Source organism: Actinoallomurus rhizosphaericola, assembly GCF_024055675.1.
GTDB classification, from domain to species: domain Bacteria; phylum Actinomycetota; class Actinomycetes; order Streptosporangiales; family Streptosporangiaceae; genus Actinoallomurus; species Actinoallomurus soli.
Genome location: NZ_JAMXMW010000011.1, coordinates 308562 through 324797, shown reverse-complemented (window position 1 = coordinate 324797; position 16236 = coordinate 308562). Strand labels below are relative to the sequence as shown.

The window sequence follows — 16236 nt, the reverse complement described above, 5'->3', positions numbered from 1 at the left end:
AGACAGCTACCGCCTCAAAGACCGCGACCTCGGCCGCGTCCCCGCGGCCAAGACCAACGACTGAAGATCAACAAACGGGTCCATTTTCGCCCGCCGCAGACGGGTCCGTTTTCAGCCGTCGTTGACAGACCGAGAGCTCCGGTGCCCCCACGGCGTTCCCAGGCCGATGACTGTCCCTCGCGAAGCACAAGGCTCGGGCGAGAGCCGTGAGAACGGCGGTTCGTTCTGATCGACGACCCGCTTCCGGCCGCTCTACCGGGCGCTTCGCCCGACCACCGGGAGCAGACATCGCCGCCGTGCTCACAGAAGTCGCTCACCGCCTCGATTCCGTGCGCCCCGTCTCGGCCGAGGATTTCGGTGGTGGGAGCGAACAGAATCCTCGGCGCTGATTAGAACCGGCCCGCGTACGCGATGGCGGTGCAGCGTATCTTGCCGTCTCGAGCACGCCGCCGTGTTCCCAGCGGTCGTGGGCACCGTGCCAGGGCACTGACGCGGACGGAAGTCTCGGTGAATGGGGCTGAGGGGGCCAGAGGGAGTCGCGGACCGGCGCAAAACGCCCCCGTCCGACCGTGCTCGCCGAGACCTCTGTGCGCCGACGGCCCACAGACCGACGACGCCTCGGGATCACCGTCGGCATTGGGTCGCCCTTACGCAGCGCCGAGCCGAGGCGCCGGCGCACGGACGGGATGTAGACGATCGCAGGCCTCTGACCACAGACCGCAGCGGGCCTTTCGAGCGGCTTCGCAGGGGCTCTTCCGAAGACTCTTCAGTGCCTTCGCGGAGGAGCCTTCGCATGCCCAGTCGCCGCGCGGCCGACCTCACCACATGATCATTGGCGTCCACTGAGTGCCAGGCGGCAGCATCCGCCAATGATCAGAGGACACGAGCGCACCAGTGACCTGACATGCCGAGCGTCTGCGAGGCGCCAGCCGGCCGCGATGACGACCGGCGAACCTCGGTCGCCGGGCTGGCAAACCAGGCAAGGACGCGACCGCGCACACAGAAACCGCGGAGCAGATCCCCCGGCCGGACTCGGCCGGCCGCCTGTGGGTCGGGCCCGCGCAACCGGACGGGCCCGACCGGTGGCCGGGCTCGGGGCGTCCGAACCGGGCGAGCGTCAGTCGTCGGGGTGGCAGACCAGGCAGGGGTACAGCGGCGCTCACAGAAACCGCGGAGTAGATCCCCGGCCGGACTCGACCGCGCCTCCGGGACGGGCACCCAGCGACCGGACGGGCCCGGCCGGCCGCCTGTGGGTCGGGCCCGTACAACCGGACGGGCCCGGCCGGTGGCCGGGCCCGGGACGTCCGAACCGGGCGAGCGTCAGTCGTCGGGCTGGCAGACCAGGCAGGGGGTGCAGCCGCGCTCTCGCGCTTCTTCGCGCGACAGGCTCTCCAGGTCGTCGGCGTCGTCGGCGATGTCCTCGATCAGCGCGCAGTCGGACCGGTGGTACCGCTTGGTACCGCTCAGGATGCGCACCGTCGGGCCGTCGGCGTCATCGGCGTCATCGGAGCCGTCCGCGGGCTCGGCCTTCGCCGTGTCCTCGGCGTCGGCGGCCTCCGCGCTCTCCTCGGCCTCGTCGGTCTCGCCTGCCTTGCCGATCTCGTCGACCTCGTCGGCCTTGTCGGCCTTGTCGGTGTTCTCCGTGCCCGCGTCGTCGGCGGACTCGTCGTGCTCGGTGGCGGTCTCCGCCCGCTCGGCGGCCTCTGCCGGAGTGGCATCGGCCGTGGCCGCCTCATCGGCGGCCGCCCGGCCGGCAGGCTCCTCGTCGGCGGGCTCCTCGGGCTCGAGGGCGGCCTCGGGGGCATCCGCCTCGGCTCCGGGCCCGGCCGTCGCGGTGTCGTCCTTCTCCGCGTCCGTGGTCTGCGTGTCCGCGGTCTCGGCGTCCGCGGTCTTCGCGTCAATGGTCTCGGCGTCCGCCTGGTCCGCGTTCGCCGTCTCCGCGTCGCGCGCGTCGGCGTCCGTGCGGTCGGCGTCCGTGGCCTCGGGGGCGGCGGTCTCGCGGTCCGCGGCCGCGGGCTCCGGGGTCTCGCGCTCGGTGGCTCCGGGCCGGGGCACCTCACGGGTCACCGCCGCGACGTCCGCGGCCTCGTCGGTGCCGTCGTGGACGTCGTCCTGCGGCTCCGCCGTCTCGGACTCGTCCGTGGCGCCGGCGAGGGTGGGCTCGGCGTCGCGGTGCGCGACGTCCGGCGATCCGGTGCCGTCGGTCTCGGCGGCGGCCTCTTCGGTCGGGTCCGCCGCGGCCGTGTCCGCAGTGGTCTCCGTGCGGTCCAGAGGCTCGAACAGGGACCGGCCGCGTCGCCTCGAGCGCTCGGCGAGGGGCTCCTCGGGCGCGTCGGCGGTCGTGCGCTCCGCGTCGGCCGGCGGGGTGGTCGTGGACTCCGTGTCGCGGGCGTCCGTCTCCGGGGACCGGGTCGCCTCGGTCTCGTCGGTGGTGGCCCGGCCGGCCGTGAGGCCGTCGCGCTCCTCGGCGGGCGGCTGCTCGGAGGCCGGCAGTGCTCGGGTGACCGGGATGTCGGTCCGGGTGACGTCCACGGGCTCCAGGGGCGGGCTCTGCGGCCGGGTGTCGGCCACCGTGCCGACGGTGTCCGCGGCTCGCTCCTCGACGCTGTCGGTGAGGGCGGCACGCGCGGCGAGCGCCGTGTCGGGCAGGCAGGCGGTGCAGGGGGTGAAGCCCTCTTCACGCGCCTCGACGAAGGTCAGCTCCTCTTTCTCGCGTCCTGCGAGCTGACGGCAGGTCTCGAGGTGGTAGCGCTTGCGGCCCGGGACCACGTAGACGGTGGTCTCGTCGGGAACGTCGGTCGCGGAGGCGGACGTCACCGGGACGATCGCCGCGTCCTCTCCCGCTCCGACCCGCGCCTTGGCCTTCACCGGCCGGGCGGTGGTCCGGCCGGACGCCTTGGCGGTGGCCGGGGCCGTGGCGCCGAAGAGCTCCTTGCGCCGGAGGAACACTCCGACGGCCAGGAAGAGGGCGGAGACGATGCTGACCCCGATCGAGACGTAGATCAGCTTCAGCCCGTCAAGACCGAGAATCTCATGCCCGGTGTTGCCCGTGACGATGCCCGTCACAAGAAGAGCGATCGCCAGGACGACGAGCACGCCACTCAGGATGATCACACAGGTCTCCCTCTACCAACCGTCGTACCGGAGATGCGCAGCAACGCTAGCGCAACTTCGGACGGTTCGGCCGCCTCCAACCCGCTACCACTTGGTTCCTGACATGACCGTCGATGTGACGGTCGTCCGGAACCGTCCGGCCGTGCTCAGCGCCGGTCGTGCGGGTTGTCGGCGGTGTGGAAGCTTCCGGTGGCGCCGTGCTGAGCGTGCTGCGGCTCGGCCTGCGGCGGCTGCGGGAAGGGGTTCGCACCGGTGTTGCCCGGACCGACGCTCGGCTGACCGTTGCGCTGCATCTCGGGGTGCGGCGGCGGAGGGACGACGGCGGGCTGGGCGGCCGGCTGCGGGCCCGTGTTGCCCGGTCCACCGAACGGCCCGGCGTGGCTGCCGGCCTCCAGCTCGCGCAGCTGACCCTCGAGGTAGGCCTTGAGACGGCTGCGGTACTCGCGCTCGAAGAGGTTCAGGTCCTCGACCATGCGCTCGAGCTCCTCGCGCTGCTGGACGAGGGAGCCCATGGCCTGGCGGTGGCGCTCCTGCGCGTCCCGCTCGAGCGACTCGGCGCGGGCGCGGGCCTCGCTGACGATCTGCTCGGACTGCCGGCGGGCCTTGCCGAGGATCTCCTCGGCCTCACGCCGGGCACGCCCCAGCGTCTCGTCGGCCTCGCGGCGGGCGTCGGCGATGGCCTGGTCGGCGGTCTGCTGCGCCAGGGCGAGCACCCGGGCGGCCGTGTCCATGTTGTCCTCGCCGGGCGTGGCCATCGGCGGAGGAGGCGGCGGCGCCTGCGGGGCGGGGGGCATGCCGAGACCCATCATCGGCTCGGGCTCAGGCTTGGGCTCCGGCGGCTTGGGCGGCTCGGGCAGATGCGCGATCTCCGGCTTGGGCTCGACGATCGGAGCGGCCATCGCGGGCACCTTGCCACGAAGGCATTCGGCCAGCTTGGCGCGCAGCTCCTCGTTCTCCTGGATGAGCCGGTCGAGCTCGGCCTCGACCTCGTCGAGGAACGCGTCGACCTCCTCTTCGTCGTATCCCGGCCGGAGCCGGGTTGTACTGAACTGCTTGTTCCGCACATCCGCGGGTGTCAGCGGCATCTGGTCTCCTTGGCGCGCTTGGAGTCTGTCCCCGAACGGACGGTACCCGATCAGAGCGGCTGGACAATGATGATCAAGAACCAGACCACGAAGAAGAGAACCGTGAAGCTCAGGTCGAGTGCAACGTTACCCAGCCGAACCGACGGGATGAAACGGCGTAGGAGCTTGAGAGGTGGGTCGGTGACGGTGTATGTGGCCTCCGCCAACACCAGCACCACCCCTCTGGGCCGCCACGACCGGGCGAACGCCTGAAGCGTCTCGAAGACCATCCTGCCGATGAGGAAGAGCAGGAAGAGGTACAGCGGGATGCTCAGGTAATTTCCAAGGTTCACGAACACTCTCGCTTGTGGCTGTCAGCTCTGATTGAAGAACCCTCGTTCTGCCATACGGGCCTTGTCCTCGGCGGTCACCTCGACATTGGCTGGGGACAACAGGAACACCTTGTTCGTAACACGCTCGATGCTTCCGTGCAGGCCGAATATGAGACCAGCCGCGAAGTCGACGAGACGCTTCGCGTCACTGTCGACCATCTCGGTGAGGTTCATGATCACCGGGGTGCCCTCCCGGAAGTGCTCGCCGATCGTGCGGGCCTCGTTGTAGGTCCTGGGGTGAAGCGTAGTGATACGAGCGAGGTCGGACACCGCGGACTCCCCAACTGGGGGGCGCCGCTCGGGTCCGAACGGCTTCTGCTCCTCCACAGCGGGCGCCTGGACTCCGGTAGGCTGCCCGGCGGAATCGTCGGAACCGCGCTCGGCCCGGCGCCGCTCGACGGCCTCGTCGTCATAGACGTCGTAGTCATCGTAATCGTCGTCGTAGCGGTCGTCCTCCACGAGGCCGAGGTAGACCGCCATCTTGCGCATCGCGCTGGCCATACGCCCCCTCCGTCGTCCGCCGACAGGAGATCCCTGCGGGAAGCTTCCGCTAGCTGATCGGTTACGTTTGAGCGCGGACTCCAAGGTCCACGGTGGGGACATTACCTGACGATTGCCCGTCGTCCTCCGAGCAACGCCGTACCGACTCGCACGTGTGTCGCACCACACGCGATCGCTTCTTCCAAATCGCCGCTCATTCCGGCAGAAATCATGCTCGCTCCCGGATGAGCCGCGCGCAGCGCGGTGGCGACCTCCGCGAGCCGGCCGAACGCCGCCGCCGGATCGCCGCCCAGGGGCGCCACCGCCATGACGCCCCCGAGGGTGAGGCCGGGAGCGGAGGCGATCGCGTCGGCCAGCGCCGGAACACCGTCGGGCCGGGTGCCGCCCCGACCCTCGGCGTCGTCGAGCGCCACCTGGACGAGACAGCGGAGCGACCGGTCCATCCCGGTCGCGGCGCGGGACAGCGCCGTCACGAGACGCTCCCGGTCGACGGAGTGGACGACGTCGGAGTAGGAGGCCACCGAGCGGGCCTTGTTGGTCTGCAACTGCCCGACGAAGTGCCACGTGAGCGGCAGATCACGGCACTCGGCGGCCTTGGCCGACGCCTCCTGGTCGCGATTCTCGGCGACGTCGGTGACACCCAGCCCGGCCAGCAGGCGAACGTCCGAGGCGGGGAAGGTCTTCGTCACCGCGATGAGGGTGACCTCCGCGGTGGAGCGGCCGACCGCGGCGCACGCCTTGGCGACGCGTTCACGGACGGCCGCGAGGTTGGCGGCCAGGTGCTCTTCTCGGCTGGACATCACTGGTCGTGCATCACTGGCTGGGCATCGTCACTTGAGGAAGTCGGGGACGTCAAGGTCGTCGTCCTCGTCGAAGACGACGGGGCGGCGGCGGATCGGGTCGGTGCCGAGGCGCGCCGCGGTCGGCTCGGTGGCCGGCCGCGGCACCTTAGGGCGGGCCGCTGACTCGCCGGAGGCCGGACGCGGCGGCGTCGCTCCGCCGTCGGTCGCGCTCTCCGCCGGCTTGTCGGCCACCGGCTCGGGCTTGGTGTCCGCGGGCTTGGGCGGCTCGGCCTTCGGCTGGTCCGGCTTCGCCTCGACCGGCTTGCCCTCCACCGGCGAGGACGGGGCCGGCTCCCGGTGCGGAGCGGGGGCCGGAGCCGGTACGGCCGAGACCCGCGGTGGCGCGGGCGGTGGCGTGGCGGGCGGGGTGACCGGGCGGGGCGGCGTCACGGGCGGGGTCGCCATGGCGGGGCGGGGCGGCGACAGCCGCTTCGGCTCGGCCTGGGGCACCGGGGCGTTCTGCGGCCGGATCTCGTCGAAGCCCGCGGCGATCACCGTCACCCGGACCTCGTCGCCCAGGGCGTCGTCGATGACGGCGCCGAAGATGATGTTCGCGTCGGGCGCGGCCGCGTTGGACACGAGCTGCGCCGCCTCGTTGATCTCGAACAGGCCGAGGTCGGACCCGCCGGAGATCGACAGCAGGACGCCGTGGGCGCCGTCGATGCTGGCCTCCAGCAGCGGGCTGGAGATGGCCATCTCGGCGGCTGCGACCGAACGGTCGTCCCCGCGTGCGGAGCCGATGCCCATGAGCGCGGAGCCGGCCCCGGACATCACCGACTTGACGTCGGCGAAGTCGAGGTTGATCAGACCCGGCGTGGTGATCAGGTCGGTGATGCCCTGAACACCGGAGAGGAGCACCTGGTCGGCCGCCTTGAACGCGTCCAGCACGCTCACCTGGCGATCGGAGATCGACAGCAGCCGGTCGTTCGGGATGACGATGAGGGTGTCGACCTCGTCGCGGAGTGTCTCTATGCCGGCCTCGGCCTGCATCGCGCGCCGCTTGCCCTCGAAGCTGAAGGGGCGGGTCACCACGCCGATCGTCAGCGCACCCAGGGACCGGGCGATGTTGGCCACCACCGGAGCGCCTCCGGTGCCGGTGCCACCGCCCTCTCCGGCGGTGACGAAGACCATGTCGGCCCCCTTGAGGACCTCCTCGATCTCCTCGCGGTGATCCTCGGCCGCCTTGCGCCCGACGTCGGGGTTGGCGCCCGCGCCGAGACCACGGGTGAGTTCACGGCCGACGTCGAGCTTGACGTCGGCGTCGCTCATCAGCAGCGCCTGGGCATCCGTGTTGATCGCGATGAACTCGACACCCTTGAGCCCCTCTTCGATCATCCGGTTGACGGCGTTGACGCCGCCGCCGCCGATGCCGACGACCTTGATGACCGCCAGGTAATTCTGCGGTGCTGCCACGACGAGGGGCCCTTCCGCTCGCTCTATCGAACCGGCCGGCGTACCACCGCTCCGGTGTTTCTTACTGAATCCACCTACATTGTTGGGCCGGAACCCTCACCCTCAAGTTGAGACTTAGAGTTATGTCAACCTAGGGCTGATACGGACAGTAGGGGCGCCCCACTGCAGGGTCAACTAACCCGGCCCTGAGTACACCGGCGTGTCGCGACACCCCAGTCATCCCAATTCATCCGATCCGGTGCGCGCCGTTCCCACCGGTCGCGCGAGGACAAGTGTCCCGCGCCTGAGGATCGTTCGCTACTCGAAGGCACCGGAGCGCGGCCGCCGCGCCCTCCCACGCCTTCCGGCTACTTCGTGGTGACGACCTCCGGGGAGCTGACGTCGATCGTCTGGACCCCCCGGCGCGGCGACGCGCCCAGCAGGCCGTGCAGCAGCCGGAGCTTCTCCGGCCCGCGTTCCGCGGCGCCCCACACGACGGTGACGCCGTCCGCCAGCCGCAGGCTCACCGCCTCGGTCGACGGGACGTCCACGCCGACCACCTGACGGCCGAGCCACGAGGGCAGGCCCTGGACGACGGACAGCCCGGCCCGCAGCGCCGGGTCGCTCTGCGTGGGATTCGCCACATCGATCACCGGCAGCCCGCGCGGGCGCGCGGCGGACGTGACGACGGTCACGCCGTACCGGTCGATCTGGAGGTACCGGTTGCCGCGCTGGGCGACGACGATCGGCGTCCGCTCCCGTACGACGATCCGGACCGTGGTCGGCCACCGGCGTTCGACGTGGGCGGTCTCCACCGCCTGCACCGTCTCCACCCGATCGCGGACGACGCCGGTGTCGAGCCGGGCCAGGGGCTCGCCCAGGCGCACCCGCGCCGCGGCGAGCACCTCCTCACGGGAGACGAGCCGCTCGCCGGTCACGTCGATGTGCCGGACGACGAGCAGCCGAGAGCCCAGCAGGACCCAGGTCGCCGTGCCGAGCACGCCCGCGACGAAGAGCCCGACGAACAGGACCTTCCACCGGTTGGGACGACGGCGGACGGGCCGCGACGGCCGGGCCGGCACGTCCGCGTCCGGAGCGCCGGGATCCGTTCCCACGGCGCCCGGCACGTCCTCGGCCTCCATCGTCACGCCTCCTCACTCGTTCCGCGGCGCCCGCGACCGAGCGGGAGTCCGCCCCGGATGAGCCGCCGCTCAGGCGCCGAGCAGCCGGAGGATCTCCGGACCGAGCCGGGTCACGTCGCCGGCGCCCATCGTGATGATGACGTCCCCGGGAGCGGCCATGGCCGCGACACGCCCGGCGACCGCGCTTTCGTCGGGCTCGTACGTCACCCGCCCGTGCGGGACCGCCTTGGCGACCAGCTCCCCCGTCACGCCCGGGATGGGGTCCTCGCGCGCCGGGTAGACGTCGAGGACGACCGCCTCGTCGGCGAGCCCGAGCGCGGCGCCGAACTCGTCGGCGAAGAACCTGGTGCGGCTGAACAGGTGCGGCTGGAAGACCGCGACGATGCGGCCGCCGCCGAGCTCCTCGACGTAGTCGCGGGTGGCCCGCAGATCGGCGGCGAGCTCGGTCGGGTGGTGGGCGTAGCTGTCGAACACCTTGACGCCGCCGATCTCGCCCTTCGGCTCCAGCCGTCGCCGCGCCCCGCCGAAGCCGGCCAGGCCCTCGGCGACCGCGGCGGCGTCGACGCCCAGCTCGACGGCCACGGCGTACGCGGCGGCGGCGTTCTGGGCGTTGTGGCGGCCGGGGACGGCCAGCGTGAGCTCCCGCCCCGCCACCGTGAACCGCGAGCCCAGCCCGCGCGGCGTGAAGCCCTCGACGCGGTAGTCCGCGCCGGGCGCCTCGCCGTACGTGCGCACGGTGAGCCCGCGCCGGGCGCCGGTCTCGCCCAGGGCGCGCGCGCCGGGGTCGTCGGCGCAGACGACGAGCAGGCCGCCCGGCTCGATCCGCCCGACGAAGTCGGCGAAGGTCTCCTTGACCTGCTCGAAGCCGCCGTAGTTGTCGAGGTGGTCGGCCTCGACGTTGGTGACGATCGCGGCGTGCGGCGTGAACATCAGGAACGAGCCGTCGCTCTCGTCGGCCTCCGCGACGAACAGGTCGCCGGAGCCCTCGCCCGCGCCCAGGCCGGTCGTGACCAGCTGGCCGCCGATGCAGTACGACGGGTCGGCCCCGGCGTGCTGCAGGGCGACGGTCAGCATGGAGGTGGTCGTCGTCTTGCCGTGCGTGCCCGCCACCGCGACGGCGCGGCGGCCCGCCATCAGCGACGCCAGCGCCGCCGCGCGGTGCAGGACGCGCAGCCCCCGCTCACGGGCGGCGGCCAGCTCCGGGTTGGTCTCGCGGATGGCGGTCGAGACGACGACCGTGGCGGCGTCGCCGACGTGCTCGGCGGCGTGCCCGACGTACGTCGTCGCACCGAGCTCCCGCAGCTCGCGCAGCAGGTCGGAGTCCTTGGCGTCGCTGCCGGAGACCGGGATGCCGCGCCCCAGCATGATGCGCGCGATCCCGGACATGCCCGCGCCGCCGACTCCGACGAAGTGGACCCTGCCCAGCCGGTCGGCGGGAACGACGTCCACCGGTGTGACAAGACTCATGCGGCCGGTCCCTCCGCGATGACACGGGCGACGAGGCGGGCCAGGGCGATGTCGGCGTCCCGGCGGCCCATGCGCGCGGCGGCCTCGGACATCATCGCGACCCGCTCGGCGTCGCCGAGGATGGGCAGGACGTTCGCGCGGATCCAGTCGGCGGTCAGCTCGCCGTCCTCGACGAGCAGGCCGCCGCCTCCCCGGACGATCGGCTCGGCGTTGAGCCGCTGCTCGCCGTTGCCGATCGGCAGCGGGACGTACGCCGCGGGCAGCCCGACGGCGGTCAGCTCGGCGCAGGTGATGGCGCCGGCCCGGCACATCGCGAAGTCGGCCGCGGCGTACGCGAGGTCCATCCGGTCGCAGTACGGCAGCATGATGTAGGCCGGGTCGTCGGGGGTGAACTCCGGCTCGGCGAGGTTCTTCGGGCCGACGATGTGCAGGATCTGGATGCCGGCCTGCCGCAGCTGCGGGACGGCCTCGCCGACCGCCCGGTTGAGCGAACGGGCGCCCTGCGAGCCGCCGAACACCAGCAGCGTGGGCAGGTCCGAGCGCAGGCCGAAGTGGGCCCGCGCCTTGTCGCCCATGCCCAGGCGGTTCAGCGTGGAGATCTCGCGGCGCAGCGGGATGCCGACCACCTCGGCGTGCGGCAGCGGCGTGTCGGGGGCCGCCACCGCGACGTGCTCGGTGAAGCGGGCGCCGAGCCGGTTGGCCAGGCCGGGCCGCGGGTTCGCCTCGTGCACGACGATGGGGATCTTGCGGCGGCGCGCGGCGAGGTAACCGGGGGTCGCGACGTACCCGCCGAAGCCGACGAGCACCTCCGCCTGCGTGCGGTCGAGGATGGCCGCCGCGGCGTTGATCGCGCCCGCGAGCCGGCCGGGCACGGTCAGCAGGCGGGGCGTGAGCGTCCGCGGCAGCGGGACCGGCGGGATCATCGCGAGCTCATAGCCCCGCTGCGGCACGATGCGGGACTCCAGGCCCCGCTCGGTGCCCAGACAGGTCACCTGAACGCCGGGATGCTCCCGGCGCAACGCGTCGGCGAGGGCCAGGGCGGGTTCGATATGTCCGGCTGTGCCGCCACCGGCCAGGACAACCCTCATGCTCGCGCTCCTGCTCTAATCGACTCGCTCCGTCACGGGTGCAACACCCTCAGCGCTTTGCCAGGCCCAGCCAGCTTAGAGCCATCACGGCCGGTCCCGGACCACGTGCGGCGAGGGCCTGCCGGGCGCCGGGCTCGCGCTTGGCGAACGACAGCAGCATGCCCAGCACGAACAACGTCGGGATGAGGGCGGACCCACCGTACGACACCAGAGGCAGCGGAATGCCCGTAATGGGGAGGACGCCGATCACCGCGCCGATGTTGATGATGGCCTGACCGATCAGCCAGGCGGTCGCGCCGGACGCGGCGAGCCGCATGAACGGGTCCTTGACCCGCCGGGCGATCCGCAGGCCGGCGTACGCGAGCACGCCGAACAGGCCGAGGACGATGAGCGTGCCGATCAGGCCGAGCTCCTCGCCGATGATGGCGAAGATGAAGTCGGTCTCGGGGTGGGGCAGGTAGTTCCACTTCGCCCGGCCCTCACCGAGCCCGGTGCCGAGCACGCCGCCCGAGGCGATGGCGTACAGGCCCTGGAGCCCCTGGTAGTTGGTGGTGAGCTGGTTGCCGGACTGGTCGAGGAAGCCGGTGAGCCGCGCCAGGCGGTACGGCTCGACGAGGATGAGGATGGCGACCAGGACGCTCGTGAGGCCGGCCATGCCGACGAAGAGCCGGCCCGGCGCTCCCACCACCCACATGAGCGACAGGAAGATGATCAGCAGCACCATGGTCGTCCCGAGGTCGCTGCCGAGCATGATGAACAGCACGAGGACGCCCGTGCCCGGCAGCAGCGGGATCAGCAGCTGCCGCCAGTCGGTGAGCTGGCGCAGCTTCTCCTTGCGGGCCAGCAGGTCGGCGCCCCACAGGACGAGGGCCAGCTTGGCCGGCTCCGAGGGCTGCAGCTGGAACGGCCCGCCGAAGCTGATCCACCGCTGCGCGCCGTTGGCGCTCTGCCCGAGGCCCGGGGTCAGCGCGACCGCGAGGGCCAGCGCCGACAGCAGCATCAGCGGGTAGGCGGCCGTGCGGAAGGTCTTCGCCGGGAGCCGGGCGGCGAGCCACATCAGCGGCAGGCCGATGCCGACCCACAGCGCCTGCTTCTCGAAGAGGGTGAACGCCGACCCGGTGTTCTGGTACTGGCGGACGCTGGAGGCCGACAGCACCATCACCATGCCGAGGGCCAGCAGCAGCAGCGAACTGCCGAGCACCAGGTAGTACGAGGTGAGCGGGCGGTCGAGCAGGCCGGCGACCCCGGACGCCCAGGCGCGCGGCCCCGACCGCGGCTCCTCCTCGTCGACGTAGGCCCCGCTCAACGGTCGGCTCCCCTCCTCATGCGGTCCCCGCGGACGCGGGGCTCACTCGGCGAGCCGCCCCACGGCCGCCGCGAACGCCTCTCCTCGCGCCGGATACCCGGTGAACATGTCCATGCTGGCCCCCACGGGTGCCAGCAGCACGGTGTCCCCGGGCCGCGCCAGCCGGGCCGCCTCGGTGACGACGCGGTCCATCGCACCAGTGTCGGTGTCGGCGACGTCCACGACCGGGACATCCGGGGCGTGTCGTGCGAGTGCCTCGGCGATCCGCGCGCGGTCGGCGCCCATCAGGACCACCCCGCGCAGCCGTTCCGCGCACGCCTGGACGAGCTCGTCGACGTCGGCGCCCTTGAGGAGCCCGCCGGCGATCCACACGATCGAGCGGAAGGCCGCCAGGGACGCGGCCGCCGCGTGCGGGTTGGTGGCCTTGGAGTCGTTCACGTAGTCCACGTCGGCGACCGTGGCGATGTGCTCGATCCGGTGCGGATCGGGCCGGAACCGGCGCAGGCCCTCCCGGACCGCCTCCGGCGGCACGCCGTACGCGCGGGCCAGCGCGGCGGCGGCCAGGGCGTTGGCGACGTTGTGCGGGGCGTACGGCCGGACGTCCGCCAGCTCGGCGAGCTCGACCGCCTCGCGCACCGGGTCGCCCGTGAACGCCCGGTCCACGAGGAGCTCCTCGACGACGCCGAGCCGGCCGGGGCTGGGCACGCCGAGCGTGAAGCCGATGGAGCGCTCGGCGTCCGCTCCGAGGCGTACGGACCACTCGTCGTCGGCGTTGACCACGGCGAGGGTGCCCGGCGCGAAGATCTTGCCCTTGGCGGCGGCGTACTCCTCGAAGGAGCCGTGCCAGTCGATGTGGTCGGGCGCGACGTTGAGGACGGTCGCGGCGAGCGGGCGGATCGAGCTGGACCAGTGCAGCTGGAAGCTGGACAGCTCGACGGCCAGCACGTCGTACGGCTCGGGGGACGCGCCCTCGCCGCCGGCGACCACCTCGACGATGGGGGTGCCGACGTTGCCGACCGCGATCGTCCGGTGCCCGGCCGCCTCGAGCATCCGCGCCAGCATCCGCACGACGGTGGTCTTGCCGTCGGTGCCGGTGATGGCCAGCCAGGGCGGCGCGTCCGGCCCGCGAAGCCGCCAGGCGAGCTCGACCTCCCCGATGACCTCGACACCGGCCTCGGCGGCGGCCCTCAGCAGCGGGGCGGTGGGACGCCAGCCGGGCGAGGTGACGACCAGTTCGGTGCCCGACGGCAGCGTGTCGCCGTCGCCCAGGCGCACCGTGACGCCGGGAACGGCGGCCTTGGCCAGCAGCGACTCGTCGTCCCGCGCGTCGACGAGCGTGACGTCGGCGCCGCGGGCGGCCAGGACGCGGGCGGCGGCGCGGCCGGACAGGCCGGCACCCGCGACGCACACCCGCAGGCCGTTCCAGGCGGTCATCAGTTCGGCATCCATTCGATGTAGAACAGCGACAGGCCCGCCGCCACGCACAGCAGGGAGATCAGCCAGAACCGCACCACGATCGTCGTCTCGGCCCAGCCGGACAGCTCGAAGTGGTGCTGCAACGGCGCCATCTTGAAGACCCGTTTTCGGGTCAGCTTGAACGACCCGACCTGGATGATCACCGAGAGCGTGATGAGGACCGGCAGCCCGCCGAGGATGATGAACAGCAGCTCGGTGCGGGTCATCACGGCCAGGCCGACGATCACGCCGCCGAGGCCGAGCGAGCCGGTGTCGCCCATGAAGATCCGGGCCGGCGGGGCGTTCCACCACAGGAAGCCGACGAGGGCGCCCAGCACGGCCGCCGCCACGACCGCCAGGTCCAGCGGATCCCGGACCGTGTAACAGGTCGGACCCAGCCCGACGTAGAAGCAGCTGTTGCGCAGCTGCCAGTTGCCGATCAGGACGTACGCCCCGAGCACCGTGCCGACCGCGCCGCCCGCGAGGCCGTCCAGGCCGTCGGTGAGGTTCACCGCGTTGGACGTGCCCGCGATCATCAGCAGCGCCCAGATCACGAAGAGGTACGGGCCGATCGGCGGGCCGAAGTCGCGCAGGAACGACAGGTACGGGTTGGCCGGGGTGGCCCCGTAGGCGTTCGGGAAGCGCAGCGACAGCAGCGCGAACACCACACCGACGATGATGATGCCGATCATCTTGGCGCCGCTGCGCAGGCCCAGGCTGCGCTGCTTGAAGACCTTGATGTAGTCGTCGACGAACCCGACCAGGCCCAGGCCGGTCATCAGCAGCAGCACCAGCGCCCCGGACACCGTCGGCTGGGTCCCCGTCGCCACGTGGGCGACGAAGTAGCCGATCAGCGACCCGATGATGAACACGGTGCCGCCCATGGTCGGGGTGCCCCGCTTGCTGAGGTGCGCCTCGGGCCCCTCCTCGCGGATCATCTGGCCGTACCCGAGACGGCGGACCACGCGAATCCACACCGGCGTGCCGAGCAGCCCGATGATCAGGGAGAGGGCCGACGCGACCAGGATGGTCCTCACGCCTCGTGCCCCCCTTCGGGCATCTCCAGCACTGCCTGGGCGACCTTCTCCAGCCCGGCGACGCGCGAGCCCTTCACCAGCACGACGTCACCCGGCCGCAGTCTCTCGCCCAGCGCGGCCACCGCCGCGTCGGCATCCTCGACCCGCACGCCTTCTCCCGTCCATGACCCCACTTGTCCAGCACCCTTCAGCACGGACGCGGCGGTCTCGCCGACGGCGATCAGACCCGTCAGGCCGCCCCGCGCCGCGTGGGTACCGATCCTCTCGTGCTCACTCACCGTCGTCGCACCCAGCTCCGCCATTTCGCCGAGCACGGCGAAGGCGCGCCGGTCACGGGCCATGTGGACCAGGGTGTCGAGCGCGGAGCGTACCGACTCGGGGTTGGCGTTGTACGCGTCGTTGATGACGGTCACGCCGTCGGGCCGCTCGGTGACCTCCATCCGCCAGCGGCTGGCCGGAGTCGCCTCCGACAGCACCTCGGCGATGTCGGCGGCCGGCATGCCCAGCTCGTGCGCGACGGCGGCCGCGGCGAGCGCGTTGCTCACCGTGTGCGCCCCGTACAGCCGGAGCGCGACCGGCGCCGAGCCCCCCGGCGTCACCAGGGTGAAGCGCGGCCGGCCGGCGTCGTCGAGGGACTCGTCCACGGCGCGCACGTCCGCCTCCGGCACCCGGCCGAACAGCGTGATCCGCGCCGAGGTGCGGGCCGCCATCGCCCGTACGAGGGGGTCGTCGGCGTTGAGCACGGCGACGCCCTCCGGCGACAGCGACTCGACCATCTCGCCCTTGGCCTTCGCGACGACCTCGCGGCTGCCGAACTCGCCGATGTGGGCGCTGCCGACGTTCAGCACGACGCCGATGTCGGGCCGCGCGACGCGCGCGAGATGGGCGATGTGCCCGAGCCCGCGGGCGCCCATCTCCAGCACGAGGTAGCGCGTGCCCTCGTCGGCGCGCAGGACGGTGAGCGGGTGGCCGATCTCGTTGTTGAACGACCCGGGCGGCGCGACGGCCGGCCCGAGCCGTCCGGTGAGCCGCGCGAGAAGGTCCTTGGTCGAGGTCTTGCCCGCCGACCCGGTGATGCCGATCACGGTCGTCTCGGGCAGCCGGTCGACCACCGCGCGGGCGAGCGCGCTCAGGGCGGTCAGGACGTCGTCGACGACGACCGCGGGCACGCCGACCGGCCGCTCGGCGAGCACGGCCGCCGCGCCGGCCTCCGCCGCCTGTGCGGCGAAGTCGTGCCCGTCCGCGCGCTCCCCGCGGAACGCGACGAACAGCGCGCCGGGCTCGGCCTGGCGCGAGTCGATGACGACGGGTCCGCTCACGACCGTCTCAGGTGACGCACCGTCCAGCCTGCCCCGGGTGATCTCCGCGATCCTCGCGAGCGAGAGTGGGATCAAGTCTGCTCCTTGCCGGAAGTCCGAATCGTCCGTCGGTGCCGG

Annotated in this window: 13 protein-coding genes; all 13 read right to left on the bottom strand. The window is 72.3% G+C overall.

Annotation, left to right across the window (positions count from 1 at the left end; genetic code table 11):
• Window positions 1–1320 precede the first annotated feature (1320 nt).
• Window positions 1321–3114, bottom strand: coding sequence for a prolipoprotein diacylglyceryl transferase (locus tag NE234_RS25145; RefSeq protein ID WP_252783083.1), 1794 nt, complete (start codon window positions 3112–3114; stop codon window positions 1321–1323).
• A gap of 146 nt (window positions 3115–3260) precedes the next feature.
• Complete coding sequence (locus tag NE234_RS25140) at window positions 3261–4199, bottom strand: DivIVA domain-containing protein (protein WP_252783081.1); 939 nt, start codon at window positions 4197–4199, stop codon at window positions 3261–3263.
• Between the two features lie 50 nt (window positions 4200–4249).
• Complete coding sequence (locus NE234_RS25135) at window positions 4250–4531, bottom strand: YggT family protein (protein WP_252783080.1); 282 nt, start codon at window positions 4529–4531, stop codon at window positions 4250–4252.
• Between the two features lie 21 nt (window positions 4532–4552).
• Window positions 4553–5071, bottom strand: a complete 519-nt coding sequence (locus tag NE234_RS25130) for a cell division protein SepF (protein WP_252783079.1) — start codon at window positions 5069–5071, stop codon at window positions 4553–4555.
• 101 nt (window positions 5072–5172) lie between these two features.
• Complete coding sequence (locus NE234_RS25125; RefSeq protein WP_252783077.1) at window positions 5173–5871, bottom strand: YggS family pyridoxal phosphate-dependent enzyme; 699 nt, start codon at window positions 5869–5871, stop codon at window positions 5173–5175.
• Between the two features lie 30 nt (window positions 5872–5901).
• On the bottom strand, window positions 5902–7326 hold the full coding sequence (gene ftsZ / locus NE234_RS25120; protein ID WP_252783076.1) for a cell division protein FtsZ: 1425 nt from the start codon (window positions 7324–7326) through the stop codon (window positions 5902–5904).
• Window positions 7327–7673: 347 nt separating this feature from the next.
• Window positions 7674–8447 carry a cell division protein FtsQ/DivIB gene (locus tag NE234_RS25115; protein WP_252783074.1) on the bottom strand — a complete coding sequence of 258 codons (774 nt, stop codon included), beginning with the start codon at window positions 8445–8447 and terminating at the stop codon, window positions 7674–7676.
• 69 nt (window positions 8448–8516) lie between these two features.
• Window positions 8517–9914, bottom strand: a complete 1398-nt coding sequence (gene murC, locus NE234_RS25110; protein WP_252783072.1) for a UDP-N-acetylmuramate--L-alanine ligase — start codon at window positions 9912–9914, stop codon at window positions 8517–8519.
• Window positions 9911–11002, bottom strand: a complete 1092-nt coding sequence (gene murG / locus NE234_RS25105) for an undecaprenyldiphospho-muramoylpentapeptide beta-N-acetylglucosaminyltransferase (RefSeq protein ID WP_252783070.1) — start codon at window positions 11000–11002, stop codon at window positions 9911–9913. Before murG ends, murC begins: the two co-directional genes overlap by 4 nt.
• A 49-nt stretch (window positions 11003–11051) precedes the next feature.
• A complete protein-coding gene (gene ftsW, locus NE234_RS25100) occupies window positions 11052–12308 on the bottom strand; it encodes a putative lipid II flippase FtsW (RefSeq protein ID WP_252783068.1) in 1257 nt (418 codons plus the stop codon).
• 42 nt (window positions 12309–12350) lie between these two features.
• Window positions 12351–13757, bottom strand: a complete 1407-nt coding sequence (murD, locus tag NE234_RS25095; protein ID WP_252783067.1) for a UDP-N-acetylmuramoyl-L-alanine--D-glutamate ligase — start codon at window positions 13755–13757, stop codon at window positions 12351–12353.
• Window positions 13742–14800 carry a phospho-N-acetylmuramoyl-pentapeptide-transferase gene (gene mraY / locus NE234_RS25090; RefSeq protein WP_252783065.1) on the bottom strand — a complete coding sequence of 353 codons (1059 nt, stop codon included), beginning with the start codon at window positions 14798–14800 and terminating at the stop codon, window positions 13742–13744. The genes murD and mraY overlap by 16 nt, the downstream gene beginning before the upstream one ends.
• On the bottom strand, window positions 14797–16194 hold the full coding sequence (locus tag NE234_RS25085; RefSeq protein ID WP_252783063.1) for a UDP-N-acetylmuramoyl-tripeptide--D-alanyl-D-alanine ligase: 1398 nt from the start codon (window positions 16192–16194) through the stop codon (window positions 14797–14799). Before NE234_RS25085 ends, mraY begins: the two co-directional genes overlap by 4 nt.
• Window positions 16195–16236 lie beyond the last annotated feature (42 nt).

Excerpts from the sequence above, each read along its gene's own strand:
- NE234_RS25140 (WP_252783081.1), bottom strand. The coding sequence starts at position 4,199 with ATGCCGCTGACACCCGCGGATGTGCGGAACAAGCAGTTCAGTACAACC.
- NE234_RS25130 (WP_252783079.1), bottom strand. The coding sequence starts at position 5,071 with ATGGCCAGCGCGATGCGCAAGATGGCGGTCTACCTCGGCCTCGTGGAG.
- NE234_RS25125 (WP_252783077.1), bottom strand. The coding sequence starts at position 5,871 with ATGTCCAGCCGAGAAGAGCACCTGGCCGCCAACCTCGCGGCCGTCCGT.
- NE234_RS25115 (WP_252783074.1), bottom strand. The coding sequence starts at position 8,447 with ATGGAGGCCGAGGACGTGCCGGGCGCCGTGGGAACGGATCCCGGCGCT.
- murC (WP_252783072.1), bottom strand. The coding sequence starts at position 9,914 with ATGAGTCTTGTCACACCGGTGGACGTCGTTCCCGCCGACCGGCTGGGC.
- murG (WP_252783070.1), bottom strand. The coding sequence starts at position 11,002 with ATGAGGGTTGTCCTGGCCGGTGGCGGCACAGCCGGACATATCGAACCC.
- murD (WP_252783067.1), bottom strand. The coding sequence starts at position 13,757 with ATGGATGCCGAACTGATGACCGCCTGGAACGGCCTGCGGGTGTGCGTC.